28 protein-coding genes are annotated in these 23,240 nt (G+C 45.0%); 5 read left to right on the forward strand and 23 right to left on the reverse strand.

Features of this window, described 5'->3' with window-relative positions:
• Positions 1 to 577 precede the first annotated feature (577 nt).
• Positions 578 to 1,276, forward strand: coding sequence for a VTT domain-containing protein (locus QOS03_RS01365; protein WP_283575113.1), 699 nt, complete (start codon positions 578 to 580; stop codon positions 1,274 to 1,276).
• Here the strand turns inward: QOS03_RS01365 and QOS03_RS01370 are convergent.
• From QOS03_RS01370 to ccpA, 15 genes are all read right to left on the reverse strand, one after another.
• On the reverse strand, positions 1,199 to 1,855 hold the full coding sequence (locus QOS03_RS01370) for a TIGR01906 family membrane protein (protein WP_283575114.1): 657 nt from the start codon (positions 1,853 to 1,855) through the stop codon (positions 1,199 to 1,201). The genes QOS03_RS01365 and QOS03_RS01370 overlap by 78 nt on opposite strands.
• Positions 1,824 to 2,609, reverse strand: a complete 786-nt coding sequence (locus QOS03_RS01375) for a TIGR01457 family HAD-type hydrolase (protein ID WP_169461105.1) — start codon at positions 2,607 to 2,609, stop codon at positions 1,824 to 1,826. Before QOS03_RS01375 ends, QOS03_RS01370 begins: the two co-directional genes overlap by 32 nt.
• The gene (locus tag QOS03_RS01380) at positions 2,606 to 3,196 is read right to left on the reverse strand and encodes a YutD family protein (protein WP_169461368.1); all 591 of its coding nucleotides are present in this window, start codon (positions 3,194 to 3,196) and stop codon (positions 2,606 to 2,608) included. Before QOS03_RS01380 ends, QOS03_RS01375 begins: the two co-directional genes overlap by 4 nt.
• A 62-nt stretch (positions 3,197 to 3,258) precedes the next feature.
• Complete coding sequence (locus QOS03_RS01385) at positions 3,259 to 3,864, reverse strand: metallophosphoesterase (RefSeq protein ID WP_283575115.1); 606 nt, start codon at positions 3,862 to 3,864, stop codon at positions 3,259 to 3,261.
• Positions 3,865 to 3,927: 63 nt separating this feature from the next.
• A complete protein-coding gene (locus QOS03_RS01390) occupies positions 3,928 to 5,127 on the reverse strand; it encodes an acetate/propionate family kinase (protein WP_169461107.1) in 1,200 nt (399 codons plus the stop codon).
• Between the two features lie 27 nt (positions 5,128 to 5,154).
• Positions 5,155 to 6,162 carry a class I SAM-dependent methyltransferase gene (locus QOS03_RS01395; RefSeq protein WP_326520882.1) on the reverse strand — a complete coding sequence of 336 codons (1,008 nt, stop codon included), beginning with the start codon at positions 6,160 to 6,162 and terminating at the stop codon, positions 5,155 to 5,157.
• 216 nt (positions 6,163 to 6,378) lie between these two features.
• A complete protein-coding gene (locus QOS03_RS01400; RefSeq protein WP_283575116.1) occupies positions 6,379 to 6,918 on the reverse strand; it encodes a competence type IV pilus minor pilin ComGF in 540 nt (179 codons plus the stop codon).
• Between the two features lie 4 nt (positions 6,919 to 6,922).
• Positions 6,923 to 7,225: a hypothetical protein gene (locus tag QOS03_RS01405; RefSeq protein WP_169461109.1), complete on the reverse strand. Its 303-nt coding sequence runs from the start codon at positions 7,223 to 7,225 to the stop codon at positions 6,923 to 6,925.
• On the reverse strand, positions 7,179 to 7,631 hold the full coding sequence (locus QOS03_RS01410) for a type II secretion system protein (RefSeq protein WP_272216386.1): 453 nt from the start codon (positions 7,629 to 7,631) through the stop codon (positions 7,179 to 7,181). Before QOS03_RS01410 ends, QOS03_RS01405 begins: the two co-directional genes overlap by 47 nt.
• Positions 7,628 to 7,936 carry a competence type IV pilus major pilin ComGC gene (gene comGC / locus QOS03_RS01415; RefSeq protein WP_205882227.1) on the reverse strand — a complete coding sequence of 103 codons (309 nt, stop codon included), beginning with the start codon at positions 7,934 to 7,936 and terminating at the stop codon, positions 7,628 to 7,630. The genes QOS03_RS01410 and comGC overlap by 4 nt, the downstream gene beginning before the upstream one ends.
• A gap of 1 nt (position 7,937) precedes the next feature.
• Complete coding sequence (locus QOS03_RS01420) at positions 7,938 to 9,011, reverse strand: type II secretion system F family protein (RefSeq protein WP_283575117.1); 1,074 nt, start codon at positions 9,009 to 9,011, stop codon at positions 7,938 to 7,940.
• The gene (gene comGA, locus QOS03_RS01425) at positions 8,929 to 9,903 is read right to left on the reverse strand and encodes a competence type IV pilus ATPase ComGA (protein WP_272217770.1); all 975 of its coding nucleotides are present in this window, start codon (positions 9,901 to 9,903) and stop codon (positions 8,929 to 8,931) included. Before comGA ends, QOS03_RS01420 begins: the two co-directional genes overlap by 83 nt.
• Positions 9,904 to 10,071: 168 nt before the next feature.
• Positions 10,072 to 10,815, reverse strand: coding sequence for a YebC/PmpR family DNA-binding transcriptional regulator (locus QOS03_RS01430; protein WP_006500211.1), 744 nt, complete (start codon positions 10,813 to 10,815; stop codon positions 10,072 to 10,074).
• Between the two features lie 82 nt (positions 10,816 to 10,897).
• Positions 10,898 to 11,731 carry a hypothetical protein gene (locus QOS03_RS01435; RefSeq protein WP_283575118.1) on the reverse strand — a complete coding sequence of 278 codons (834 nt, stop codon included), beginning with the start codon at positions 11,729 to 11,731 and terminating at the stop codon, positions 10,898 to 10,900.
• Positions 11,732 to 11,748: 17 nt separating this feature from the next.
• Positions 11,749 to 12,765: a catabolite control protein A gene (gene ccpA / locus QOS03_RS01440; RefSeq protein ID WP_283575119.1), complete on the reverse strand. Its 1,017-nt coding sequence runs from the start codon at positions 12,763 to 12,765 to the stop codon at positions 11,749 to 11,751.
• A 169-nt stretch (positions 12,766 to 12,934) separates the two neighbouring features.
• Here ccpA and QOS03_RS01445 point away from each other — a divergent pair, with 169 nt between their 5' ends.
• Positions 12,935 to 14,035: a M24 family metallopeptidase gene (locus QOS03_RS01445; RefSeq protein ID WP_283575120.1), complete on the forward strand. Its 1,101-nt coding sequence runs from the start codon at positions 12,935 to 12,937 to the stop codon at positions 14,033 to 14,035.
• 183 nt (positions 14,036 to 14,218) lie between these two features.
• On the opposite strand, the gene QOS03_RS01450 is transcribed toward QOS03_RS01445, so the two are convergent.
• A complete protein-coding gene (locus QOS03_RS01450) occupies positions 14,219 to 14,707 on the reverse strand; it encodes a hypothetical protein (protein ID WP_169461116.1) in 489 nt (162 codons plus the stop codon).
• Between the two features lie 21 nt (positions 14,708 to 14,728).
• Complete coding sequence (locus tag QOS03_RS01455) at positions 14,729 to 15,145, reverse strand: DUF948 domain-containing protein (protein WP_272216393.1); 417 nt, start codon at positions 15,143 to 15,145, stop codon at positions 14,729 to 14,731.
• Positions 15,146 to 15,263: 118 nt separating this feature from the next.
• Here QOS03_RS01455 and QOS03_RS01460 point away from each other — a divergent pair, with 118 nt between their 5' ends.
• Positions 15,264 to 16,106, forward strand: a complete 843-nt coding sequence (locus QOS03_RS01460; protein ID WP_283575121.1) for a mechanosensitive ion channel family protein — start codon at positions 15,264 to 15,266, stop codon at positions 16,104 to 16,106.
• Between the two features lie 23 nt (positions 16,107 to 16,129).
• Entirely contained in the window at positions 16,130 to 16,966 is an 837-nt protein-coding gene (locus QOS03_RS01465; RefSeq protein WP_283575122.1) for an HAD-IIB family hydrolase, read from the forward strand.
• Between the two features lie 32 nt (positions 16,967 to 16,998).
• Here QOS03_RS01465 and cbpB read toward each other — a convergent pair whose 3' ends face one another.
• From cbpB to murI, 4 genes are all read right to left on the reverse strand, one after another.
• The gene (cbpB, locus tag QOS03_RS01470) at positions 16,999 to 17,487 is read right to left on the reverse strand and encodes a cyclic-di-AMP-binding protein CbpB (protein ID WP_169461120.1); all 489 of its coding nucleotides are present in this window, start codon (positions 17,485 to 17,487) and stop codon (positions 16,999 to 17,001) included.
• Positions 17,488 to 17,569: 82 nt separating this feature from the next.
• Positions 17,570 to 18,091 carry a YfcE family phosphodiesterase gene (locus QOS03_RS01475; RefSeq protein WP_283575123.1) on the reverse strand — a complete coding sequence of 174 codons (522 nt, stop codon included), beginning with the start codon at positions 18,089 to 18,091 and terminating at the stop codon, positions 17,570 to 17,572.
• A gap of 47 nt (positions 18,092 to 18,138) precedes the next feature.
• Positions 18,139 to 18,732, reverse strand: coding sequence for an XTP/dITP diphosphatase (locus tag QOS03_RS01480; RefSeq protein WP_283575124.1), 594 nt, complete (start codon positions 18,730 to 18,732; stop codon positions 18,139 to 18,141).
• Between the two features lie 15 nt (positions 18,733 to 18,747).
• Positions 18,748 to 19,545 (reverse strand): glutamate racemase, encoded by a 798-nt coding sequence (gene murI / locus QOS03_RS01485; RefSeq protein ID WP_272208644.1) that lies wholly within the window; start codon positions 19,543 to 19,545, stop codon positions 18,748 to 18,750.
• A gap of 241 nt (positions 19,546 to 19,786) precedes the next feature.
• On the opposite strand from murI, the gene QOS03_RS01490 reads away from it, so the two are divergent.
• A complete protein-coding gene (locus tag QOS03_RS01490) occupies positions 19,787 to 20,350 on the forward strand; it encodes a YslB family protein (RefSeq protein ID WP_283575125.1) in 564 nt (187 codons plus the stop codon).
• A 35-nt stretch (positions 20,351 to 20,385) separates the two neighbouring features.
• On the opposite strand, the gene trxA is transcribed toward QOS03_RS01490, so the two are convergent.
• Together trxA and QOS03_RS01500 are read right to left on the reverse strand one after the other, a co-directional pair.
• Positions 20,386 to 20,697 (reverse strand): thioredoxin, encoded by a 312-nt coding sequence (trxA, locus tag QOS03_RS01495; RefSeq protein ID WP_169461125.1) that lies wholly within the window; start codon positions 20,695 to 20,697, stop codon positions 20,386 to 20,388.
• Between the two features lie 130 nt (positions 20,698 to 20,827).
• Positions 20,828 to 23,206: an endonuclease MutS2 gene (locus QOS03_RS01500; protein ID WP_283575126.1), complete on the reverse strand. Its 2,379-nt coding sequence runs from the start codon at positions 23,204 to 23,206 to the stop codon at positions 20,828 to 20,830.
• Positions 23,207 to 23,240 lie beyond the last annotated feature (34 nt).

Genomic DNA, 23,240 nt, shown 5'->3' on the forward strand with positions numbered 1-23,240 from the left:
TTGCATCAATCGTAATGATTGATGACCCTGCACATTTGTGTTCGTCGAAACTGTATTCAGTTTTCAAAGGTCTACCATGTAACCGACTCATTTGATCGGTTACAACATTTATTATTTTAACACTTGTAAATTATTTGTCAAGAACTTTTTGATTTCTTTTTTCAAATGTTTTAAGCAAGCGACTTAAATAATATATCATGAAGTCATTTAGCTGTCAACAACATTTTTAATCACCAACAACCTATCGAAGTAAAAGCTAACTGTAATCAACGTTTACCTCATCGACAACGTTAACTACTATACCGATAATCAGAGCCTGAGTCAATGCTATTTTCTATTTTTCTTAACGTTTTTTTCAATCACATACAATCACTAGCAATTGATCTTATATCCAGCGTAAAAAGCGATCATTCTTATCTTTAGTTCTCTCAATAATTGGTATTTTTCGATTACGTTACGAGGTGATTTAAAATTGTTTACGTTTTTGTTTAGTTTAAGGATTATTCTTCAAAAAGTTCATAATTGCTGTTAAAATCTTAGCGGTAATTGAATATTAAGAAAACTAAAGGAGTCTCGTATGTCGACTTTAATCGATTTTATCCTTCACATTGATACTCATCTAATTCAGATCGTTAATCAATTTGGTGATATCAGCTATCCAATTTTGTTTTTGATCATCTTTATCGAAACTGGGGCAGTAATCCTACCATTTCTGCCTGGTGACTCATTGCTGTTTGCCGCCAGTGCCTTAGCAGCAAACGCAAGCTACCATCTGAACATTTGGATCTTTGCATTTGGTTTCTTGTTTGCCTGTCTTTTGGGTGACTCACTTAATTTCTTGATTGGTCAAAAAATCGGCAAGAGTCTTTCAAATCACTCCTGGTTCGGTAAACTGATCGATAAGCAGAGTCTTGAAAAAGCGGAGGCCTTTTTTGAAAAACATGGTGCACCAGCCATCATCTTGGCCCGCTATATGCCAATTATTCGTACCTTTGCTCCTTTCGCCGCTGCTGGATCCGGCTTCCCATACCGCCGCTTTATTCGCTACAGCATCATCGGCTGTGTGAGCTGGGTAACGATCTGCTGTTCATGTGGTTATTTCTTTGGTAACCTGCCTTTCGTTCAGGCTCATTTCTCGGCTATCATCCTGGCAATCATCGTGGTTACCTTAATACCTGCCGTAATCAGCTTTATCAAGTCAAAGCTTTCGAATAAGGCGGCGCAAGTAACGATTGATACACCATTGAATCAAGGCCAGGAACAAGATGGTGAATAGCCACCAAATTCCAAAGAGAGTCGCAAAAAACGTATCAGGAAACAAGTTGATAATTGGATTGGCAGCCGCTGAAAACACCCAATTCATATTTGAAAAGGCCAGATAATGAAATCTGATGAAAAAATCATCAAAATCAGCAATCGCTAATAATCCTACAATTATCAACAGTGCCAATAGGCTTTTCAAGGGACCTGACAGCTTCCACAGCTGCCAGGTCCTTTTTTCATATCTCAATGCCAGACCAGCACCAATCAATGCCACTATAGTCATCCAAAGAGTCATAATGATCAAATGCCTAACATCGCTAAAATGAGCCACGGCATTATCAGTCATTGGAATACCAGCTAGTGTTAATGGCGGCTGAGGCCAAGGCAAGATCAAGTATAGCAATAGGTGACCATAATCTCTTAAAACCAGCGCTTTTGAAAGATGCAGAAAATGGTCCGGAATTCTTAAGAGCAATGGTGAGATCAACAACGTCAAAAAAAGGGCAAGCCCTGCTACTGCAGTAACCAACAGCAGCAATACAAGGATTGTCCTTACAGCATCAATTATTTGTATTTTCAATGATCCATTCATCAAGCGTATCCACCGTATAAGTTGGTTTGATTTTTTCTTGTTTAATATCGGCTGGCTTTGACAGACCCGTATAAACCAGCAGCGTATCAACGCCTGTATTGATACCGGCCTTAACGTCAGTTTGATAATTGTCACCAACCATCAAGACTTCTGACTTTTTCAGCCCGCTTGCCTTTAATGCCATCTCAATAATCGTCTTTTGCGGCTTGCCAATCATTATCGGTTCTTGTTGTGTAGCATAGCGAACCAGTTCAACCAAGGCACCAGCACTTGGAATCATCCCCTCTTCACTAGGTAGGTTGGTATCGCCATTGGTACCAATAAAGGTTGCACCAGCGCGAATTGCCAGTGTGGCAATCTTAAACTGTTCATAAGTTACGTTGCGGTCAAGTCCGACCACAACATAATCCGGACTCTGATCAGTCAGCTTCATTCCCTTATTCAGCAGTGCATCTTTAAGTCCTCTTTCGCCAATCGCATAGACCCGACGCTTTTGTCCCGCGTGCTGATCTAAATAGTCAGCCGTTGCCATCGCCGAGGTATAGACGTTAGCCGAAGTGACATCAATATCATGATTTACTCTTAAATTTTCAGCAACTTCTTGTGGGCTGCGCGTACTGTTATTGGTTACAAACAGAATCTGCCGCTGATTTTGTTGCAGACGCCTGACAAATCGTGCCGCCGCTGGAATTTTATCCTTACCGCGATAAACCGTTCCATCCAGATCAATAAAAAATCCTTGGTATTGTTTCATGCTTTCTCTCGCTTATTGTTCTTATTTTTAACGATTAGTTTTTGGCGATGCTTGCCGGTTTTAACGCGCCGTACCTCTTGATTGCGACGCTCTTTTAAAGGGGGCTGCCTAAGTGATTGACGAACCTCTTTAACAGCAGCACCAGACTGATGCTTTTTACCATTTCCTGAAGGCTTGCGTCGATTTGAGGATCGTCTGCCAGAACGATGCGGTTTTCTTGGCTGCTGAACTTCTTGATTGTGGACAATAAAATACGCACAGCCAAAGTTGCAGTCTTCATACAGATAGTCTTGAATGGTCTGCACGCCTTGTTCGGGATTATATTGCGGATTATCCGAACTGTAGAAGCCATGCAGCCGCAGCTGTCCATACCCCCAATCGCCAACAATATAGTCATACTTACTCAGAATCGAGCTGAAACGATCGGCAAGTGCCTCTGCATCAAATGCATTTTTATAATCAACAACCAGAGTATATGCATGATTATTGATCAAAAAATGCTCTGAATCCTGCATCAAAACTCGGTAGGTTCCTTGCCGCTGCAGCTGGCGTTTTTCAATGTACTCTTCGATTTTGCTGCGATTAATGTTAGCCACTCCTTTCTTGGTTTTTAACAAATGATCCAAACTATTATACTCATTGCCAAGACTTAATGTCGAGTCAGCTTTTCGGCTTTTGCCATGGCAATTGCCTCGGCTTGGGCAAGAGTCAGCGGCTCACCAAATGCCGGCCGGACACTCAGATAATCAAGCTCAGGAGAATCGATGCCAACGTTGACATTTTCTTTTACCGGAATGGCATAATGATGGATGTGACCGTGCAGATTTATGATCCGTGGCGCAATCCCCAGCATCATCGGATAATGCGTTAGGTAGTACTGACGATGGTTATATTTGATCAATGCACCAACGTCATGAAACCTAAACTTAGGCTCACCATTTAAATCATAGTTATGGGCAGCCAGATATTTAAACAGTTCTCTTCGATCATGATTGCCCTTGATTAATACCAGATGACCATGCAGAGCATTTAAGATCTCAAAAACTGCCTCATCGGCTTGTTTGGCTGGCTTGGCAAAATAGACGGCAATATCGCCTAAATGATACACGATATCATTTTCAGTAACCTTGGCATTCCAGTGCTCAATAATCTGTTCATCCATCTGCTTGGTACTGGCAAACGGACGCGGGGCAAAGTCGTCAATTCCCAGCAAATGCTGATCCAAAAAATGAGTATCCGATGTCACAAAACGCATTTTATCACCTCAAAACACAAAAATGGGACGCTGGCAAGCGCCCCATTTTAATTTTAACAGCAACTACTTGCTGGCCTTTTTAAGTCGTTCGATATCATGAACGATCATTAATTCTTCGTTGGTAGGAATAAGCAGCGTCTTGATCTTGGCGTCATCAGTTGACAGATCACGTTCAACGCCACGTACGTTATTCTTTTCAGGATCAATTGCAATCCCAAAGTAGCCAAGCTTGTCAGCTACGGCTTGACGAACGGTAATACTGTTTTCACCAACACCAGCCGTAAAGACGATTGCATCAGCACCGCCAAGTTCAGCAATGTAGGCGCCAATGTAGCGAACGATCCGGTTGACATAAATATCCCATGCCAGCTGTGCACGCTCGTTACCTTCATTTTTAGCCTGCTCAACGTCACGCATATCGCTGGAGACACCAGAGATTCCCAGCAGACCTGACTTGTGGTTCAGCATATCAACCATTTCATCACTGGAAACGCCCAGCTTCTTTTGAACAAAGGCGACCAACGATGGGTCAACATCCCCAGAACGAGTAGCCATCGTAACCCCAGCTAATGGTGAAAAGCCCATTGACGTATCAAATGACTTACCGCCTTTAATGGCAGTAATTGAGGCCCCGGCACCAATGTGGCAAGTGATCAGCTTCAGATCTTCCAGTGGCCGACCCAGCATTTCGGCAGCCCGTGCCGCTACGTAGCGGTGGCTGGTACCATGAGCACCATATTTGCGGGCACCATACTTCTCGTACCATTCGTAAGGAACACTGTAAAGGGCGTTCATCTTTGGCATGTTGGCATGGAAAGCAGTATCAAAAACGGCAACTGCAAATGCATCCGGCAAAACTTCCTTAAATGCCTTAATTCCTTGTAATTCAGCAGGATCATGCAGTGGTGCATATTCTGCCAGAGCATCGATCTTGTTCATAACGTCTTCATCGATGACTACTGAGTCCTTAAAGTACTCACCACCGGCAACGATCCGGTGACCAACAGCCGTAATCTCATCGTAGCTGGCAACGATGTTCAAGTCCAGCAGCTGCTTGAGCAGATATTGAACTGCGGCTTCATGGTCGGCAAATGGCTTGTCTTCCTTTAGCTTTTGACCATCGCCATACTTGATTTCGGCATGACCGACTTCCAGACCGATTCGTTCAATCTGACCTTCTGCTACTACTTCTTCGCTTGGCATGTCAAACAGCTTGAACTTAACGGTCGAACTGCCGGCATTAACAGCAATCGTTTTTGACATTGGCGTAATCTCTCCTTTAATTAACTCTCAACTTTTAAGATTTGCAGCTACCCATGCATCAATCTGATTCATAAAGGCTACAAACTCAGCACGCTTCTTGACTGACGGAAAACTTCCCAACAAAACCTGTTTGGCTTGCTGACTGCCACCACCTTGACGCTGCAAAAGAAGAATTGATTTTTGAGCAGCCTGATTTTTGAAAAGCTCGGCTGGCAGATTAATCAATCCTTGGAAATGCGCTACGGAATGAATCCATTTGACAAAGCCCATCGTTTCTTCGGTCTGGAAAAGATTTGAAGGAACCAAAAATACACCAAAGCCACCCGGTTTTAGATAGTTCATCGATTGTTCGATCAACAGGTGATGAACGTATGAATGACCTTTTTGGGCGCGGGTTTGATAATTTTTGGTATTTTCATCAAGTGGATAGTATCCAACCGGCAAATCCGAGACGGCCAAATCACTTTGCGGAATATCCAAAGCCTCAATGGCATCCTGATGGAACAGCTCAACCGGCTCTCTTTGCAATGATACGCTGACACTGGCAACGGCCAGCAGCTCATCATCGTTGTCGATTCCATATCCTTGTATTGGCTGATCAATCGCCTCGCGCAGATGGTTCATTACCGTCGTCAACAGGTTGGCCGTCCCTACAGCCGGATCAAAAATCGTATATGGATGACTGCGATCAATGATTTTTTCAATCAGATAGGCCATCATAATGCCCAGTGTATCGGGCGTCATTTGATGATTGGCCTGAATTGCATCCTTACGAATTACTTTTAACAGATCCAGCTGTAAAAGACGACGGACGGTTTCACGATCGGTATGCAACAGATCCAGCTGCTGATAAAGCTTGTTTAACTCAGCAACTGTCCCTGGTTTGGGCAAACCATCCTCAATGCGAACCTTGCCATTGTCAACCAGATTCTCAGCATTTTCAAGAAAAGCATCAAGATAAGAGCTGTTCAGATCTGCCTGCAATAGTTCCGTTGCGCGATCAAATGGTACAAATAGTTGTTCTGGTGTTGCCAGTTTTGGTCACTCCCATCCTCATTCGTCGTACGAAATTAGTTTACCCATTTTCATCAACAAATTCAAGGAAGCGCCCTCTCTTCTTGAAACTTAAAGGATGAGCCATCATTTAGAAAAACGATTGTTGATTGACCTTGATGACTGACCGTCCCTAGATTAAAGCGAAAACTGCCATGTCTACCCGCCAGATCTGCCATTGTCTGAGCAAGGAAGCGATCACTTAAACGATGAATGAGTTTTTCCTGACTGGCTTGGTAACGATACTGTGTCAGAATTGTCGCAGCTGTAAGTCCCATTACGATCATCGCTGCTAAAAGCGTGCTGCTCTGGTGACGGTGCCAGACTGATGATCGCCGTTTGCCGTTGATCATTGCTTCTTTTCACCTCCATCTTTAATCGCCGCTTGCTAAGCTGACTAAAGTTTGCTTCCTTAATCTGATAAAGCATCGGTAAATAGCCGCCACCATGCTGCAGCCTCAAATAGATGCGATCATTTTCAGCTACCAGCTCATAATATTTGTCGGTCGCTGCGCCATATAAAACCACATGTTGACGATCCTGGCAGTGACAAAGAGCAAACTGACGATCTGATGACTCCAGTTCAGTCACGAACAGATACCAGTCAGTCGGCATATCCAATGAGCGCTGGTCAATTTTCTCCGTAGTTTTAACTACCTGACCCAAGACAATGATTGCAAACATGCTGATCAGCAGCGCCATTAAACTCTCAGCCAGTGTAAATGCAGCTTTTTTCAAAACATCACCGTCTTTCCAGTTTTAGAATACATCTTCCAGCTTGCTCAACTACAACCTGATCTTGATCTGCAGTTGCCGTCATTGATGCTTGCACGATGCTAACGCGATGCTTTTGCTCTTTAAATTCATCACCAGCTTCTTTTGCCAATCGACAGGCCATTAGACGCACATCAGCCTGCTTTTGCTGCTGATTCAGTCCATTCAGGCCGATCATTAAAAATACCGCGCTGATAGCTGCAATTGCCAAAGCCATCATGCTTTCACCTAGTATGATTGCCGGCTGGCCCTTTTTGAATTGCCTGAACATGATAGCTCCCCCATGCCAATTGAATCCGCATCTGATAATCCGTACCATCTAAAGTTGAAATAAATTCTTCTGTCTGCGGACTTACATAACCGGTCTTTTTCATTTCAATATCATTAAAGCGTTTGACAAATAGTGTTTCAGGAACCCTGATCTGTTCTGAGTCATTTGGCCAGCTAAAGACGATCAGATTGCGATGCCTTAAATAGACAACCCGGGTTGATTCTTGGCTGGTCTTAGATCGAACCTGAGCTGCCTGCCAAGCTTGGCGAAAGATTTGCCAAAACTGCCGCTCTGCATTTTTCTGAACTGCTCGATGCATTGATGGCCAGCTAATCAATAGCGTCAACGCAACGATTCCTAAGACAATTAGCATTTCAAGCAATGTAAAGGCCTGCTGGCGTCTCATTTCCGCTCAGCCCTTCCGTTAACAACCTTGATGTGCTCACTAGTTGCTTTTTGAGCCTGTGCCGCAGTTAGATACTGATTTTCAACCAACTGATCAATACTTTGAGCTCTTTGACCAGTATCATTTTCATAAAGATCCAGCTGAGTCTGAACGACATTGGTCATTGCATTTTCGTGAATCTTGGTCGCATGTTCACGTTGCGTACTGAGATTTGGCAAAACAATCAATACCAACAGACTGATGATAAACAAAACAATTGCCATTTCCAGCAATGTAAACGCACGCCGGCGGGTTTTATTCAGCATTTCAATACACCTCCTGCAATGAATAATAAATCGGCAGTAAAATGCTTAGATACATCGAAACAATCCCAGCCGCAATCAGAATAAACAACACAGGCTGTACCAGTACTAAAATATGCATTGTTGACTGCCGGAATTTTTTAAACCTAAGCCGCGAAAAAATCGTCAGCTCCTGCCCCAATTGCTCATTGGATAAGCCTCGATTAATAAAGATTGCCAGTTCATCAGGCAAAAAAGGCATGCTTAAGATAAAATCAGTGAGCTGCTTGCCTTGCGAGCCAAGCTCATATGCCATCTGACCAACCTGATGCAGCAATGAGTCATCGTCAAAACGGCTGGTCAACTGACAGATCTCATGCAGCGAAAAACCATGCTTTAACAAAACAGCCAGATTCGACGTTAGATAATAGTCATAGTAGTCGCGAAAAATCTTGCCAAACAGCGGCCAACGACACTGACGACGAACCTTTTTTAAAGTCGTCATATGTCGCCAGTGCCTAATCCCCAACAGTCCATAGATTAAAAAAGTGCTGCCAACAACTATGAGTGTTTCACCAAGCGGCCATTGTGCTGAGCTATTCAATCGATTTTCTTGCTGCCAGCTTCTAAGCTCCGGGAAGACAAAAATCAATAGTGCTCCCAAAATCATCCCCAGCATCAGCAGCAAAATCAATGGGTACTCCAGCAATGACTTCAGTTGACGTCGCTGCTGAGCCTGAACTTGTAAAAACTGCCCAATCTCTTTTAGCGTAACGGACAGGCTGCCGTGTTGCTCAGCCAATAACAGCTGATAATAAAGCTCGATTTTTACATAGGGTTTCAGCGCATCAGCCAGTAAACGACCAGACTGAAGCTGTCGATCAATGCCGGAAAAGAAGCTTGCTTGCTTAGGATAGGCACGCTGTGAAAATTGAACAGCGTGCTGCAATGAAAAACCAACTGTCAATAGATCATGCATCAATAAAAACCAATCAGCTTGCTGAGCCGTTTTAAAACTAGCCGGCTTGGTACGATTGGGCCACGCTTTTTTCCAGCCAGCCCTTGGCCACGCAATTTTTGAGCTGCTGATTCCAATCATCGGTCATCCCCGTCCTTTGCTTTACAAAACTTTCCTGCAGTTCATCATCAATCAACAAATCAAACAGTACTGCCAGATGTTTTTGCACCGTTGGTAAAAGGCGCTGGTAAAAAATCCCGCTGATGGCCTGCCGCAGATAAGACTCGTCAACATTCAACTGTCTTAGGCGAGCCAATGCTCCATAAACGCTGCGAGCATGAACGGTTGCCATAACCAGATGTCCGCTCAAGGCAGCTTGAATCGCCATTTGAGCCGTCTGCGGATCACGAATCTCACCAATAATAAAAATCTGCGGACGGTGTCTTAAGCCAACCTTGAGTAATTCTTGATAGCTCATTGCCGCCAACTCATTAACCTGCAGCTGAACAAATAGCGGCTCGGTAATTTCGACCGGATCCTCAATCGTCATCACAATGCACTGTTTGACAAATTGCCGTGCCAAATGATACATCGTCGTTGTCTTTCCTGATCCCATCGGTCCGGCAAACAGCATCAGACCACGCTTTTTGGCAGTCTGCTGCAATTTTTGCCATTGGGGCGGCACCAGCATCCGGTAGTCATTGCATAAACGATAGATAAACCGAACCACCAACGATTCCTGACCACGACAGTCCCCAACCGTCGACAGCCTCAAGTCAACCTTTCCGGCTGGTGCATGCCAGCAAAGCGATCCTGACTGAGGTCGGCGGTGCTCACTAACTGACATATCAGCCCGATACTTTAAATAGGCAATCAAACGCTGACCCTGTGGCCGTGGCCATTGCTGATAAAGCTGCAGCTGTCCTTCGTGCATAATCAGCAGTCGATAGTAGCTGCGATATGGTAGAACATAGAGGTCTGAAACTCGGTAGCGAATCAAAACTGCAATATCTCGTGAGAATTCACTTTTCAAGACTATCCCCCCTTATCATTGCTATATACCAAAAATAAAACATTGCATTTTTTATCTGAATTTAGTTTCTTAAAATAAAAGGCGCCCCCTCAGACCGTAGTCCAAGCGAGCGCAATTATTCATCAAAAAAAGCCCAAGCATTGCTGCTTGAGCCTTTAAAAGCCGAAATTATTCAGCATCATCATCGTCTTCGATAACCCCTGCTTCGTAAATGTCGGCAACATCATCGTTGTCAGTTAGTTCATCAATCAAGTGCTTGTATTGACTAACTTTGTCGCTAGGAACAACCGTCGTGTTTTGTGGGATCATGGTTACTTCGGCCGTGTCCAGTTCGTAGCCTTGTTCTTGCAGAGCGTCACGAACACTGGTCATGTCGCTTGGTGCCGTGAAAATCTGGAACTTGTCGTCAGTAGCCTTCATGTCTTCAGCACCGGCATCCAGAGCATCCATCAGCATGTCGTCTTCGCTCTTGTCCAGACCATCACGCAGGATTTCAATCAGACCCTTGCGATCGAACATGTATGAAACGGAACCACTGGCACCCAGTGAACCACCGGAATGCGTAAATGCAGAACGTACAGCGGCGGCCGTCCGGTTCTTGTTGTCAGTCAGGGCAAAGACCATTACTGCAACCCCACCTGGGCCATAGCCTTCATAGGTAACTTCTTCAAACTTGGCACCGCCAGCACCCGTAGCCTTTTCAATTGCCCGTTGAATGTTCTTCTTAGGCATGTTGGCTGCGTGGGCCTTGTCGATTACCAGACGCAGTTGAGGGTTGTTTGCTGGATCAGGATCACCTGTTTTAGCGGCTTGGTACAAGTCACGAGAAATCTTTTGGAAAATCTTGCCACGCTTGGCATCTTGGGCATTTTTACGCCCTTGAATGTTATGCCATTTTGAATGTCCTGACATTACTAACTCCTCTTTTCTTATATAGATTTAGATAACAAACATTGAAATTTTACCAAATTAAGCTGGTAAATTCAAGGCTTTATCAGTAATGACGAATAATTCGTAAAATACCGCGCCAAAGCCACCAAACTATAGCCAGGATCAACAGCAGCCACGCCATTTGCCATCCCTTGACCAAAACGTCATTACCGATTTTTACAATCGTTGACGCATAGTCCGGCTCAGTCTGGGCAGCCTGGGCGGTACCAAGCTTGATCAACCAGACTAAGCCAAAGTACAGACCAGCTGTCCAAGTCGTTGACCAGCTGAAAATCTGCAAAAAGCAATGGGTAAACAGACTCCAGGCCATCAAAACAGCTAGCGCAATCCCGCTTATAATCAGCATTACATTGACAACGGTCTTGATGGTCGTAATCGTCTTGGCTGCCGTTTGCACCTCAGAGGTATTCAGTTTTTGATTGACCTGATTTGTCAGCTGACTGTTAAATTGACTGGTAGCCGAATCAGGCAGCATTGAAGTTGAAAGACCGTATGCTCCCAACTCATCATCGACTTTTGACTGCAGCCTTTTTTCGATATTGGTCAGATCAAGCTTAATGTTTTTACCGGCATAAACCTGTTTAACGGCTTGTTTGACCAGTCGCTTGGTTTCTTTGATCGTCAAAAGTGAACCAGAGACGCCATACTCGCTTAAGCTACTATTAACCTGCTCTTTTAGCTGCGTACTGATTGGTGAATCAGCCAGCTCATCGGCAGCAAAATCAGCATTCAGCACGGTTGCATTCAGCAATAGGCCAACCGCTATGATCAGCGTCAGTAAAACACCCAAAAACGATGCCCAAAAATGATGGGGATGAGGTTTTTTAACGGGAGCAGCAGTCTGTTTTTGCTGGCGCCGCATCTCTTCTCGAGACATCAAGAGTCAATCACCTTCTAGTGCGTTGATTGACGCTTCTCAAAACCATGTTCCAAAATAACGTCTTTGGATTCGTCTTCTTCGCCGTCTTCGTCTTTGCTGTTCATCAGTTTCGTCAAAAGCCGCATTGATACCGCACCCAAGTCGTACAGTGGCTGCGTAATCGTAGTCAGCTTAGGGCGCGTAATCTCGGTGGTCTTCGTGTTGTTTGAGGCAACAATCTGGAACTCATCAGGAACCTTAATGCCGTGATCAGTCAAACCGTTCATCAAGCCGGCCGCCACGCCATCATCGCTGACAAAAGCAGCCTTGGCACCACTGTCAACAATAGCTTGTGATTGCTTGTAGCCTTCAGCATAAGAATCATGTGTTTCAAAGATCAGCTTTTCATCAAACTCCTTGCCGGCTTCCTGCAGTGCCTGCTTGTAGCCTTCAATTCGGTAGCGCTTGTTGATCGTGCTATCCTTTGAGCCCACTACTAATGCCACAGGACCATCAACGCGTTCAATCAAGTACTTGACGGCTTGTTTGGTAGCTTCCTGATAGTCAATCCGGACCGTTGGCAACTCGTCATCATTGGTAACTGAACCGGCAACAACGACTGGAACGTTGGACGAACTGAATTCCTGGCGCAGTTCTTCAGAAATGTCATGACCCATAAAGATGATGCCGTCTACCTGCTTGGCCATCAATCCACGAACCACTTGCAGTGCCTTGCGGTCATCGGCATCCGAGTTGGTCAGGATCATATTGTACTTGTACATTGATGCAATGTCGTCAATCCCAAGTGCCAGTTCCGCAAAGTAGGCATTGGTAACGTCAGGGATCACAACACCAACCGTAGTCGTCTTCTTGCTGGCCAGACCACGGGCCACAGCATTAGGGCGGTAGTTCAGCTGCTTGATGACATCAAGCACTTTTTTACGCGTTTCTGGTTTAACATTGGGATTGCCGTTAACGACTCGAGAAACGGTCGCCATGGAAACGCGGGCTTCGCGTGCCACGGTATAAATGGTAACTGATTGTTTTTCCATAGTTTATAAGCCCTTTCTTTGTTGATTTTGGTTGCTTTCATCGGTTTTTCATAACCGCAATCAATATAACAAAATTAACGGTTTTGCGCAAACTTAATGATAAACAAATATGCTATAATATTAACAATTATTTAAAAAAATCTCATCTTATGCGTAAGGAGCAAGACGAATGAATAAATTAACACAATTACAACAAGCTGTCAATGAAGCCCAGCTTGATGTTGCCTATCTCAGTGATCCGATGACTATCAAGTACCTAACCGGCTTTGGCAGCGATCCGATCGAACGGGTCTTGGCCCTGCTGGTATTTCCCGACCATGATCCCTTCTTGTTTGCACCAGCACTGGAAGTTGAGGCCATCAAAGATACGGGATGGCCATTTGACGTCTACGGCTACCTTGACCACGAGCAACCTTATGCAATGATTGCCGAACAAATTAAAAAGCGCGTTGCCGCACCAACTCGCTTTGGGATTGAACAGGGCTTTTTGACCGTTGCACGCTTAAGAGCTCTGCAGGAACAATTCCCTAAGGCCAGCTTTGACTACGACATGACGCCGACGATTCAGCACATGCGTCTGATCAAGTCACCAGATGAGATTGCTATTTTGGAAGAAAACGGCAAGTGGGCCGATTTTGCTTTTAAGGTTGGTTTTGATGCCGTCAAGATCGGCGCAACCGAAAATCAGATTGCCGCAGAGATCCACTATGCGCTGCAAAAACACGGTGTCATGCACATGAGCTTTGATACCCTGATTCAAGCTGGTGCCCACGCAGCTGAACCACATGGAGCTACTAACGACACCAAGATTCAAGACAACGAGCTGGTATTGTTTGACCTGGGAACCAATGTTGATGGCTATACCAGCGATGCTTCCAGAACCGTTGCTGTTGGTACGCTTAACGATAGGCAAAAAGATATCTATCAAGTATGCCTGGAAGCTCAATTAGCCGCCCAAGATGCCGCTAAGCCTGGCATCACGGCAGCCGAATTGGATAAGATTGCCCGCGATATTATCGATCACGCCGGCTATGGCGAATACTTCATTCACCGCTTAGGTCACGGTATGGGCATGACTGATCATGAATTTCCTTCAATCATGGAAGGCAACGATATGCTGCTTGAACCAGGCATGTGTTTCTCGATTGAACCAGGGATCTACATTCCAGGCTTTGCCGGCGTACGGATCGAAGACTGTATCCACATTACCAAAACCGGCAACGAACCGTTTACTCACACGTCCAAAGAGCTGCAGTACGTTGGTCGCTAGTGACAGGCAAGATTAATTAAAATCACGGTTTTTTAGCCAAATATATAAGAGGCTGGGAATAAAGCTTCAAAACAGAAAAATGGCTGAAGATTGCGTTACTTAAAACGTTGATCTTCGGCCATTTTTAAAGTTGTTTTATTTTGTCAGAAAAATTCGTTTTTTCCAACCTCTATATTTTATACATTAATTTTTATCATTCGGCGTTGACTGAGACGTTTGATCATCTTCAGCCGCCTTGACATCATCATTTGCTTTGGGCTCGTCTGACGTCTTATCGATTACGATATCGTCTTGGTTTGAGCTGTCGGCTTGAGCCTTGGCAAGTTCGTCTCTGATCTGAGCGGTCTGTTCGTCAAAATCATCGTTGGTAAAATGATCGACCGCTTGATCAGCACTTTTTTTAACCGCATCCGCCCCTTTTTTTACGGAATCGGCTAAATCATTAAATTTATCGCCAAACTTGTCAACAGCTTGTTCTTTGGCATCTTGAACCATTCCATCGGCAATATCCAAAGCGTTAATAGCATAATCAGTTGCGTAGTCCATTGCCTCATGAGTCTTATCGGCCACGGCCTGTTTGATCTGCTTTTTCTTATCGGCACTCAAAGCTTGCCAAGCACCAAAAGCAGCGGCTCCGCCAACCAAAAAACCAGCTAAGACTTTTTTCGTCATAAGTCCAACCTCCTATCAAAATCAGTCTTCCTTGGAACGATGCAGCTTGCTCAATACGTTGAGCGCCGCTTTTTTACCAGCTGCTGCCAGCAGATGTCGGCTTTGCTTGGCACTTTCATGCTGTGCATTCAGCCTGTCGGTAAACTGACGCGCCGCCGCATTGACGTCACTGGCACTTTGACCAAGATCAGCAATAGCTTTTACCGCTGGATCCAGTTCAGTTGATTTCTTGTTCAGATCTTCCAACAATTCGTTGGTATTTCCTAAAACGTTTTCCAGTTCATGCGTCAGCGCATCAACATCTTTGCTTAATCCTTCAATACTTTTAGTCGTTTCTTCCAATGTCTTTCCCAAACGAGACAAAAACATTCCAATAAAGCAAACCAGCACTACAAACGCGATCGCCGCGATCAGGCCGGCAATTTGTCCAGCAGTCATTTAAAGCTCCTCCTTTGTAGTTACACCAAGTTTAACATATTGGATATTTTTTTGTTAATTATTATTGGTGACTGTCTTATGATATAGTTGTTTGGAATCTAGATAAGGAGTAGTTTTAATGAATAAGCAGATTCAACAACTGACCCAATCATTTGCAAACGTTGATCTGGATAAGATTGCGCAAAACCTCGTCAATCGTCTGTTTTCGATTTTACTGACGATTGTTGTTTTCTTCGTGATTTTGTGGGCCGGCAAGCTGATCATCAACTACGCTTTTAGCCATACCAAACGCTTTAAGATGCTGGGTGCTCATCGCATTGCCACGTTTCATACCTTGACGCTTAATATCTATCGGTATACGTGCTTTTTCTTTCTGCTGTACGCCCTGCTTTCATTGATTGGCGTGCCGGTCGGAACCTTGGTCGCCAGTGCTGGGATCTTCAGTATTGCTTTGGGGCTTGGTGCCCAGGGATTTGTCAGCGACATGGTTAATGGGTTTTTTATTCTATTGGAAAAACAGCTTGACGTCGGTGATGTAGTCGTCATTGGCACCGTTAAGGGTACGGTTTCGGGAATTGGTCTGCGAACCACTCGCGTTACCAGTGCGGACGGCACCCTCAACTATATTCCCAACCGCAACATTACTACTGTTAGCAATCTTTCCCGCTCAACCTGGCATGCCAGCGTTGATATTCCAATCGGCCCCAACGCACCATTGGCTGAGATTAAAAATGTAATTGAAGACGTTAACCAAAAACTGCTTGCCCAGGGAAAGTTTGGCAAGCATCCCGCACCTAAGATCGTTGGTCCCGTTACGATTCCAGCTACGGCTTCTACCAAGGCCTCGCTGGTCTATCGCGTAGCTCTTACAACGACCTACGATGCTGAATATCAATTGACCAGTGACTGTCTGGCAGCCTATCTGACGGCTTTAAATGATGCTCATGTTTCACTCAGCTAGTTTCTTTAAGAAAGGTTTTGACTATGTCTATTCGTTTAATTGCTACCGATATGGATGGCACGTTTTTAAATAATCAGCATGATTATGATCATCAGCGCTTTATAAAGGATTTTAAAAAACTGGCCAAAAACGGCATTCAGCTAGTAGCCGCCAGTGGCTCCTCTTATCCACGCCTGCGCCGAGAATTTGCCGATGTGGCTGATCAAATGATCTTTATCTCCCAAAACGGATCCGTAATTCACTATGGCGATGAGTTAATTGACTGTTTTCCATTAGATCACGACGACTTAAAAGCGGTCCTGGCTGCATTGACCAGACTGTATGGCGATGATGATATCAATCAGCTGGTCGTTTCCGGTCCAACGACCTCATTTGTCGATCAATCCATGGATGAAAAAAATCTGGCCATCGTCAGGCTTTTTTATGAAAACGTCAAGCGGGTTCCCAATCTGCTTGATACTTTCAACTATCCGCTTAATGAGCCTCTGACCAAGATCTCCGTTAACTTTGCCGACCATATTGATATTACCAACGTGACCGGTGAGCTGGATAGCCTTTTACCGGCCAATCTGATCATGGAAAACTCCGGCTTTAATACCGAGCTGATTGGTGATGCACATGCCACCAAGCGCAACGCCTTAATGGCAATTGCCGATCAATTCAACCTGCGAGCAAACGAGATCATGACTTTCGGCGACAATGAAAACGATCTGGGCATGCTGACAATGACCTCGCACAGCTATGCTATGAAAAACGCTGCTCTGCCGATTCGATTGGCTGCAGCCAACGTAACGCGACTGACCAATCAGGAAAGCGGCGTTTTGGATACGATTGAGCGCTATTTTGACTTCCAACGCTAAAAGAGCAGTCTGCCGCATGCAGACTGCTCTTTTTAAACTTCTTCAGTTTCGGTTTCTGGCAGATCAAGTACCTCATAATGACGGTCAAACGTATGAACCGCATAGTTAACGGCCTTGAGCAATTCGCGGCGCGTTACGATACCAGTAAACTCACCATGCTCGGAAACGACCGTCAAAAACGATTGATCAATCAGTAGGTGCAGATTTTCCTCTACGTCATATGGATTGGTAATCACTGGCGCATCGGTCTGCATCACATCTCTAACCTTCATTGTCTGCAACTTATCCAAATTGATACGATCAGTTTCCAGCAGCTCATCGGTAATCATTGAAAGCGACAGCAAGCCACGATAATGACTCTCATTATCAACCACAACGATCTTGGCATAGTGATCTTTGGTTAGAACCAAAAACGCATGGTACAGTGAATTGTCTTCATTGACTGTGGCAACCAGACTGGCTGGAATCATAAATTTTTCACGTCGATCCATCAGCAGTTGACGAATCTGTTGGTTAATCATTTTAAAATCATCCCTTCATCGACCTGCTTTTATTGTAATGCTTTTAGCCGCTGAATGCGACAGGTATTCCAGGTTAAGACATCTATTGGCGTGAAAAGACAAAATGCAGATCGTCAACCGGCTGCAGACTACGATCATAATACTGCACGTCAAATTGATCTGCATCAACAGAAACAATCGCAAAGGTCCCGCCCAGTTTTTGATACTGTCCGCGCGGCTGGCTGATGCTGCCAGGATTTAGATAAAGAATCCCTTGATTGCATTCAACGGCCAATTGATGCGTATGGCCATAGGCAGCAATCGTTGCTCGATTTTCCTTGGCCAAAAGCATTAAAGGCGTCAAGGTAAAATTAACCTGATACAAATGACCATGAACGACCAGAATGCGCTCGTGATCAACAACTGCCAGCTGTGTTTTCGGATAGTTCAGTCCCCAGTCGGTATTACCGATCACGGTCTTAAATGGCTGCATGACTGGATCGCTGGGCTCAAGATTTGAATCACCGCAATGCATCATCACATTGACTTCACCTTTAAAGCGATCGGCAATCTGTTGCAAAATATCACGGTCGCCGTGGTTGTCACTGACAAATAATGCCTTCATGACTGTTCCTCCTCTAAAAACTTTGATGTCGCATCATCAGTCTTAAACTACGCTTGCCACCATTCATTAAAATGCCTCATAAAATCTTCCAGTGCCCGACCACGGTGACTGACGGCATTTTTTTGATCACTGCTCAGCTCGGCCATGGCACAATGCAGCTCATCAACATAAAAAAGCGGATCATAGCCAAAACCGTTTTTACCAGTCGGTTCATGGAGAATGTGGCCATTGACGCGGCCATGCGCCGTCAGTTTGGCACCATTGGGCTTGAGACCTACAATCGTTGTATGAAAATGTGCCGTTCTTTTTTCATCAGGCACCGCGACCATTTTTTCCAACAGTTTGGCATTATTGGCTGCATCGTCATGATCCTTGGCATAGCGTGCTGAATGAACTCCTGGCTCACCATTTAAAGCGTCAACAACCAATCCAGAATCATCAGCTAAAACCGGTAAGCCTAACTTTTTGACGGCAGCTTGAGCTTTGATCAATGCATTTTCTTCAAACGTTTGACCATTTTCATCAATCTCAAAAGCTGGAAAATCAGCTAGCGTTTTGACCACAATGCCTTTTGGTGCCAGCATTTCTGCATATTCACGCGCCTTACCGGGATTTTTGGTGGCAACTACAATCGTTTCCATAGCCATCTTCCTTTCTTACAGTTCCAAATGGGCACACGTATAGTTCTGATTGCTCAGCCACTTTTTAGCACCTGCTTTTAAGATTTCAACGTCACCGGTTGAATAAAGCCTGCTTTGTGGCATCATTTCAGTATCATTTAACGCGTCGTGCTGAGTCAGCCACTCTTTGGCAGCATTAACTGCCTCTTTGGCTGGGTCGACCAGTACTACTTGATAACCAAGCTTTTGCTGAATCTCATCAGCCAAAAACGGAAAATGCGTACAGCCTAAAATCAGTGTTTGAATTGGCTGCTGATCAAAAATCTTCAACTGTTCGTCAACCGTCTGATAAGCCTGTTCAGTGCCGGTTTGACCATGCTCTACAATTGGAACCAATGGCTGAGCAGCTTTTTCGACTACTTGAACGCTCCGATCCTGTCGATGCAGTTCGTGTTCATAGGCATGACTTTCAATTGTCGATGCCGTACCGATCACGCCAACTGATTGATGATGTTTTTGTTGTAAAGCACCTTTGACGCCGGGAACAATCATACCGATTACTGGAAACGGCATTTCTTTTTGCAAGGTTGGCAAAGCCGCTGCCGTTGCCGTATTGCAGGCTACGATCATCATTTTGACGTTTTGGCGCTTAAAAAAGCGAGCGATGTTTAATGCCAGCTGGCAGACATCCTGTTGCGTGCGCGTACCATATGGAAAGTGTCCTTGATCGCCCACAAAAATAAGTTTTTCATGGGGCAGCTGCTGGTTTACGATCCGGATGACTGATAAACCGCCAAGTCCGGAATCCATAATCCCAATCGGCCTGTTATCCATAATTGCAACACCTTTCTTCCAAATACTTGAAACTCCATTATCTATTTATTTGCTGGCTTTTTCAAGTTTTGCAGCGATTTCTTGTTTTCACAACCACTAAATCAGCATCCCGCCTTGCCAACTGAGCGACTTTCATTTTTAACCCACAATAAAATAAGTTTTTAACGATATTTAAGGAACTAACGCCTAACTTTCTATTATAATAAAATATGATTTGCGAAAAGGAAGGATCGTATTTCTGATGAGTCAAAAAACCTACGACCGTTTGATACACAGTCATCGTGGCTTGATCGCCGGCACCATGCGTGATGTGATTTTACCAGCAATCCTTGGTAAAGAAACTGATGGCATTCTTTATTGGATTGGCAAAGACCTGGCCCGTGAATATCCGGTCGCATCAATTGAGGACCTGATTGTTTTGACCGAACAGCTGGGAATGGGAAAACTGGAGCTACGTCAGCAAAATTCAATTCAACACGTTTGGCGGCTTAGCGGCCCGATCGTTGAAGAACGCTTGGCAGTCGATAAAGAAGAAACCTCATTTTCTCTAGAAGCCGGATTTTTAGCCCAGGAATTGGAATTTCAGCTCAGTGCCGTTACCGAGGCCGAGGTAATTGAGCACAAGCATAGCTACGTTGAGATTCTAGCCCAAAATGACCCACAGTCCGATGCTGGATCTGAACGGACTGAACTGGCAGAATTCATTGAAATTGAAAAGCCACAGCCTCAAACGGAATCTGCTTCTGAAGGTGATACCAGTAAAAATCGCCGCCTCAAGCGCAAAAACAAAAAGGCCCAAAAATAAAGACATCACTCGCCAAACGAGTGATGTCTTTTTGTTTACAGGTATTGGTTCAAAACCTGCTTGAGCTGATCAGCAGAGTGATAGCCGATCAATTGGTCAACCACCTGACCATCTTTTTTGATCATCAGCGTTGGAATACTCATGATGCGGAACTGCTGTGGCGTTGCCGGATTCTCGTCAACGTCCATCTTATAAAAGGCAACGTTTGGCATTTGTTCAGATAATGCCTCAACTACTGGTGACTGCATACGGCAAGGACCACACCAGGTTGCCCAAAAGTCGATCAAAACGACTCCTTGCTGCGTATCCTGTTCAAACGTCTGATCAGTTGTAGTTTTAACTGCCATCTTAATGGCTCCCTTCACTAATTGATGATCCTATGTTAACAGAAGTAGATTCATTCGTCACTTATTATGCTTACTTTTTATAAGCTTTCAAATAATAATTAGCCAAAATAATTTTAACTCAATCATCTGACTACTGCAGGTAGACAATCGTTGCCCCATCCCCACCTGCATTAGACGCAGCATGGGCAAACGACTTAACGCGTGGATTACTGCGCAGATACTCCCAGGTACCCTTGCGCAATGCCCCGGTGCCCTTGCCATGAATTACCGTAACCGGCGAAAGATTATTGAGTAAGGCATGATCGATAAACTGAGCCAATTCGCTCATTGCCTGTTCGTAGCGATGACCACGCAGATCCAGCCGTGCCGAGGTATGCCGGGTCTGAACGGTCCGTACCGGTCGGCGCTTTGGCTCTCGTTCCTTTTCGGATTTGACAAGCTGCTGTTTGGAGATCTTCTCTAAGTCATTTTCATCAATTTCCATCCGTAAGATTCCCAATTGTACTTCCCATTTGTGATTGCCGCGTTTTTCCAAAAGTTCGCCTTTTTGTCCGTATGACTTGACCAAAACGGCATCACCCTTATGCAGATCATGCTTTTGCTTGGCCTTTTTCAAAACCGAGTTGTGCTTTAAGCGCGGATTTTGATGCAGTGCATTTAAGGCGCCTTGTGCATCAATCAGCTCGTTTTCCTTGACGTTGGCACCTTGGGTAATCTCCAGCTGTCGTAAATGATGAATGATCTTGTCAGCTTTCTTTTTAGCCTGTGAAACCTGATGATTGGCTTTGGATCGTGCATCCTCATAAAGCTTGTCACGCTGTTCTTCAAAACGAGTCAGCTTGCCGTTGAGTTCTTGTTCGATAACCTTATTTTTCTCCAGCAGTTTTTCAAGCTCCTCGCTGCGTTCACGAGCCTGCTTGCGCTGTTCAACCAAGTCACCAATCATCTTATTGAGATCCTGACTGTCATCACTGACCAGTGACTTGGCCTCAATGATAACATCCTCACCGATTCCCAGCCGTTTAGCAATCGCAATCCCATTTGACTGACCAGGAATGCCCAGCAATAAACGATAAGTCGGTCTAAGCGTTGTCTGATCAAACTCCATGCTGGCATTGATGGTTGCTGGCCGCTCATAGGCAAAGGCTTTTAGTTCTGGGTAGTGTGTCGTAACGACCACGTCACTGTCTGATGCAGCAAGCTTGTCTAAAATCGCCATTGCTAGGGCCGCTCCTTCTTTAGGATCGGTACCGGCACCCAGCTCGTCAAGTAGGACCAGACTGCGAGCCGTCGCCCGATCCAAGATTGCCTTGACGTTTTCCATATGACCAGAAAACGTACTCAGGTTCTGTTCCAATGACTGTTCATCACCAATATCGGCAAAGACCTCATCATAAATGGCGATCATGCTGCCCTCAGCGGCGGGAACAAACATCCCTGACTGTCCCATCAGCTGAATCAATCCCAATGTCTTTAAGGTAATCGTCTTACCACCGGTGTTAGGACCGGTAATCACGATAGTATGGTAGCCTTGGCCCAGCTTGATATCGTTGGCAACTGCCTTTTTAGGATCAATCAATGGATGACGCGCGTACTTGAGATTCACAACCCCATCTTGACTGAGCTGTGGCAGCGTTGCCTTGGTATCGTGCGCCAGCTTGGCCTTAGCATTAACAAAGTCCAGATGTCCCAAAATCTTGGCATTGTTTTGAATATCCAATCGATAAGGCGCCAGCATTGTTGAAAGTGCGGCTAATACTCGTCGTACTTCTTGGCGTTCTTCAATCTGTGACTGCCGCAAGCGGTTGTTGAGATCAACCGTGCTGGCCGGCTCGATGTACAGCGTCTGACCACTGGCACTTTGGTCATGGACCACGCCCCCAAAACGGCTACGCTCACGACTCAATACCGGCAGAACGTAGCGCTCATTGCGTACTGTGATAATTGGCTCACTAAGATATTTGGCCATTTTGCCATGCGTATATTTTTCCATCTGCTGACGAATCTCGGCCTCTGTTTTGGCAATCAGCTGGCGAATTCCATGCAGCTTGGTGGAGGCTTCATCCAATACGGCTCCGGTGTCTTGATCAATTGACTGTAGGAGACGCTTGGTGATCGAAGGGATCGTTACCAGCTCATCGACTTCGTTAGGCAGAACCTGCAGCGTTATTTTTTCGGCATGCAGTCTTTCAAAGAAGTGCTGTACGCTCATGCTGGCTCGCAAAACCTTGGCAATCTGCGCCAGCTCAGCTCCATTCAAACTGGCTTTGATTTTCAAGCGTTTCATCTGAGGCCGAACGTCAGCCAGCTTAGGAATCGGCATACCGTCCTTTAAGCGTAGAATATCAGCCCCATCCGTTGTTTCCTGCTGCCAAGAGCGGACCGTTTCATAATCAGACTGTGGCATCAGCTCAGCCAGTTCCTTTTTGCCATCCGCTGATACCAGATATTTTGTCAATTGATCTTTAATCCGCTGAAATTCCAGCGTTTCCAGAATCTTTTCGTTCATTTAAAACTCCTTTCAGTTTTTAAAGCTGATCTTG

The organism is Limosilactobacillus pulli, from assembly GCF_947381555.1.
GTDB classification, from domain to species: Bacteria; Bacillota; Bacilli; order Lactobacillales; family Lactobacillaceae; genus Limosilactobacillus; species Limosilactobacillus pulli.

What these genes read in the sequence shown, in the direction of transcription:
- QOS03_RS01375 (WP_169461105.1), bottom strand. Translation starts at nt 2,609, where the DNA reads ATGAAACAATACCAAGGATTTTTTATTGATCTGGATGGAACGGTTTAT.
- cbpB (WP_169461120.1), bottom strand. Translation starts at nt 17,487, where the DNA reads ATGATTAACCAACAGATTCGTCAACTGCTGATGGATCGACGTGAAAAA.
- QOS03_RS01455 (WP_272216393.1), bottom strand. Translation starts at nt 15,145, where the DNA reads ATGACTGCTGGACAAATTGCCGGCCTGATCGCGGCGATCGCGTTTGTA.
- QOS03_RS01435 (WP_283575118.1), bottom strand. Translation starts at nt 11,731, where the DNA reads ATGTCTCGAGAAGAGATGCGGCGCCAGCAAAAACAGACTGCTGCTCCC.
- QOS03_RS01490 (WP_283575125.1), top strand. Translation starts at nt 19,787, where the DNA reads ATGAGTCAAAAAACCTACGACCGTTTGATACACAGTCATCGTGGCTTG.
- QOS03_RS01465 (WP_283575122.1), top strand. Translation starts at nt 16,130, where the DNA reads ATGTCTATTCGTTTAATTGCTACCGATATGGATGGCACGTTTTTAAAT.
- QOS03_RS01480 (WP_283575124.1), bottom strand. Translation starts at nt 18,732, where the DNA reads ATGGAAACGATTGTAGTTGCCACCAAAAATCCCGGTAAGGCGCGTGAA.
- murI (WP_272208644.1), bottom strand. Translation starts at nt 19,545, where the DNA reads ATGGATAACAGGCCGATTGGGATTATGGATTCCGGACTTGGCGGTTTA.
- QOS03_RS01365 (WP_283575113.1), top strand. Translation starts at nt 578, where the DNA reads ATGTCGACTTTAATCGATTTTATCCTTCACATTGATACTCATCTAATT.
- QOS03_RS01500 (WP_283575126.1), bottom strand. Translation starts at nt 23,206, where the DNA reads ATGAACGAAAAGATTCTGGAAACGCTGGAATTTCAGCGGATTAAAGAT.
- trxA (WP_169461125.1), bottom strand. Translation starts at nt 20,697, where the DNA reads ATGGCAGTTAAAACTACAACTGATCAGACGTTTGAACAGGATACGCAG.
- ccpA (WP_283575119.1), bottom strand. Translation starts at nt 12,765, where the DNA reads ATGGAAAAACAATCAGTTACCATTTATACCGTGGCACGCGAAGCCCGC.
- QOS03_RS01410 (WP_272216386.1), bottom strand. Translation starts at nt 7,631, where the DNA reads ATGAGACGCCAGCAGGCCTTTACATTGCTTGAAATGCTAATTGTCTTA.
- QOS03_RS01405 (WP_169461109.1), bottom strand. Translation starts at nt 7,225, where the DNA reads ATGTTCAGGCAATTCAAAAAGGGCCAGCCGGCAATCATACTAGGTGAA.
- QOS03_RS01445 (WP_283575120.1), top strand. Translation starts at nt 12,935, where the DNA reads ATGAATAAATTAACACAATTACAACAAGCTGTCAATGAAGCCCAGCTT.
- QOS03_RS01450 (WP_169461116.1), bottom strand. Translation starts at nt 14,707, where the DNA reads ATGACGAAAAAAGTCTTAGCTGGTTTTTTGGTTGGCGGAGCCGCTGCT.
- comGC (WP_205882227.1), bottom strand. Translation starts at nt 7,936, where the DNA reads ATGCTGAATAAAACCCGCCGGCGTGCGTTTACATTGCTGGAAATGGCA.
- QOS03_RS01430 (WP_006500211.1), bottom strand. Translation starts at nt 10,815, where the DNA reads ATGTCAGGACATTCAAAATGGCATAACATTCAAGGGCGTAAAAATGCC.
- QOS03_RS01460 (WP_283575121.1), top strand. Translation starts at nt 15,264, where the DNA reads ATGAATAAGCAGATTCAACAACTGACCCAATCATTTGCAAACGTTGAT.
- QOS03_RS01420 (WP_283575117.1), bottom strand. Translation starts at nt 9,011, where the DNA reads ATGATTGGAATCAGCAGCTCAAAAATTGCGTGGCCAAGGGCTGGCTGG.
- QOS03_RS01370 (WP_283575114.1), bottom strand. Translation starts at nt 1,855, where the DNA reads ATGAATGGATCATTGAAAATACAAATAATTGATGCTGTAAGGACAATC.
- QOS03_RS01390 (WP_169461107.1), bottom strand. Translation starts at nt 5,127, where the DNA reads ATGTCAAAAACGATTGCTGTTAATGCCGGCAGTTCGACCGTTAAGTTC.
- QOS03_RS01475 (WP_283575123.1), bottom strand. Translation starts at nt 18,091, where the DNA reads ATGAAGGCATTATTTGTCAGTGACAACCACGGCGACCGTGATATTTTG.
- QOS03_RS01385 (WP_283575115.1), bottom strand. Translation starts at nt 3,864, where the DNA reads ATGCGTTTTGTGACATCGGATACTCATTTTTTGGATCAGCATTTGCTG.